A 1,229-nucleotide genomic window follows, 5' to 3' on the forward strand; every position below is an offset into this window, starting at 1 on the left:
CCGCTCACCGCCCCGGCCCGCGCAGCAGCACCAGGCAGGCGCCGCAGAACAGGCAGGCCAGCGGCACCGCCAGCAGCAGCAGCGCCAGCAGCAGCGGCCGGTTCGGCACCGAGGGGCGCAGCTCCACGCTGGGGCCGGAGACCAGCCGCGCCGCCACCGTGTCCTCCGCCGCCAGCACCAGGGCGGCGCGCTGGTGCTGCGACAGCAGCTCGAAGAGCGGGGTGCGCAGATAGACGTCGCGCTCCACCGCCAGCCGCCCCTCCAGCGTGACGATGCGGCGGCGGATCATGGCCAGCAGCTCGTCGCGCACCCGCGCCTCGGCGAAGCCGTGCAGCAGGGCCAGGATCTCCTGCGCCGCGGCGCGCCGCGGATGCGTCAGCTCCAGCGTCCAGGTCAGCGAGGCGAGGGATTGCGTCACCGCCAGGCTGCGCTCCAGCCAGCGCTGCACATCGTCGGCATCGGGCGGCGGCGCCTCCTCCTCCTGCAGCAGCCGGGCGAGCAGGGCGCGCAGCGGCGCCAGCGGCCCCTCCTGCCGGCGTGCCGCCAGATCCTCCACCAGCCGGGTGCGGGCCAGCAGCAGCGCCACCGCCTCCGGGCTGCGCAGCGCCGCCAGGTAGACGGCGAAATTGCCGCTCGGCCGGTTGTCCAGCAGGCTGCCGGGGGTCAGCACATTGGCGGCGATCAGGTTGGAGGCGGCGAGGCCCGTGGTCTCGGCCGGTGCCACCACGGCCTGCGCCACATAGGCGCGCGGCCAGCTCAGGACCAGCGCGGCGCCGCCGGCCAGCAGCGCCAGGCAGGCCAGGGCCAGCCACAGCCGCAGCCGCCAGACGCCCCTCAGCAGCTGGTCGAGCGGCATGGCGGCGCGGGCTCCGCCCCAGCGGACAGGGTGCCGGACCCGTTCCCGGGCCGGGCGGCGGGCGGCTCGACGCGGGTGGTCAGGCGGCTGACGGGGGCGGTGGCGCGGGCGGCGAGCACCCGGCAGGGCCGCACCACGCCATAGGCCGGGCTCTCATGCCCCTCCTCCAGCGACAGGGCGAGCGGCGCGTCGGCGGACAGGAACAGCCGCGCCGGCCCCGCCACCCCGTCGCGCCCCAGCCGCCAATCGCCGGGGCCGAGCCGCCAGCGCAGGGTGACGCGGCGAAAGCCGCCGGCGATGCGGTCCTCCACCTGCCAGGCGCCATCGGGCAGCGGCGCCACCTGCCGCGCATGGCGGTTGCCGCGCCGGTCGC

At 77.5% G+C, this 1,229-nt stretch carries 2 protein-coding genes; both read right to left on the minus strand.

Annotated elements, in window-relative coordinates:
* Positions 1-4 precede the first annotated feature (4 nt).
* Positions 5-856: a hypothetical protein gene (locus HMPREF0731_RS19095; RefSeq protein WP_040614038.1), complete on the minus strand. Its 852-nt coding sequence runs from the start codon at positions 854-856 to the stop codon at positions 5-7.
* Positions 835-1,229: heparinase II/III family protein (locus tag HMPREF0731_RS19100; protein ID WP_007005851.1), on the minus strand; the 395-nt coding region annotated here is incomplete at its 5' end. The genes HMPREF0731_RS19100 and HMPREF0731_RS19095, both read right to left, overlap by 22 nt.

The sequence above is a fragment of the Pseudoroseomonas cervicalis ATCC 49957 genome (genome assembly GCF_000164635.1).
GTDB lineage: Bacteria > Pseudomonadota > Alphaproteobacteria > Acetobacterales > Acetobacteraceae > Pseudoroseomonas > Pseudoroseomonas cervicalis.

Bases quoted from the DNA above. Each gene is read 5' to 3' on its own strand.
- HMPREF0731_RS19095 (WP_040614038.1), bottom strand. From the start codon at position 856: ATGCCGCTCGACCAGCTGCTGAGGGGCGTCTGGCGGCTGCGGCTGTGG.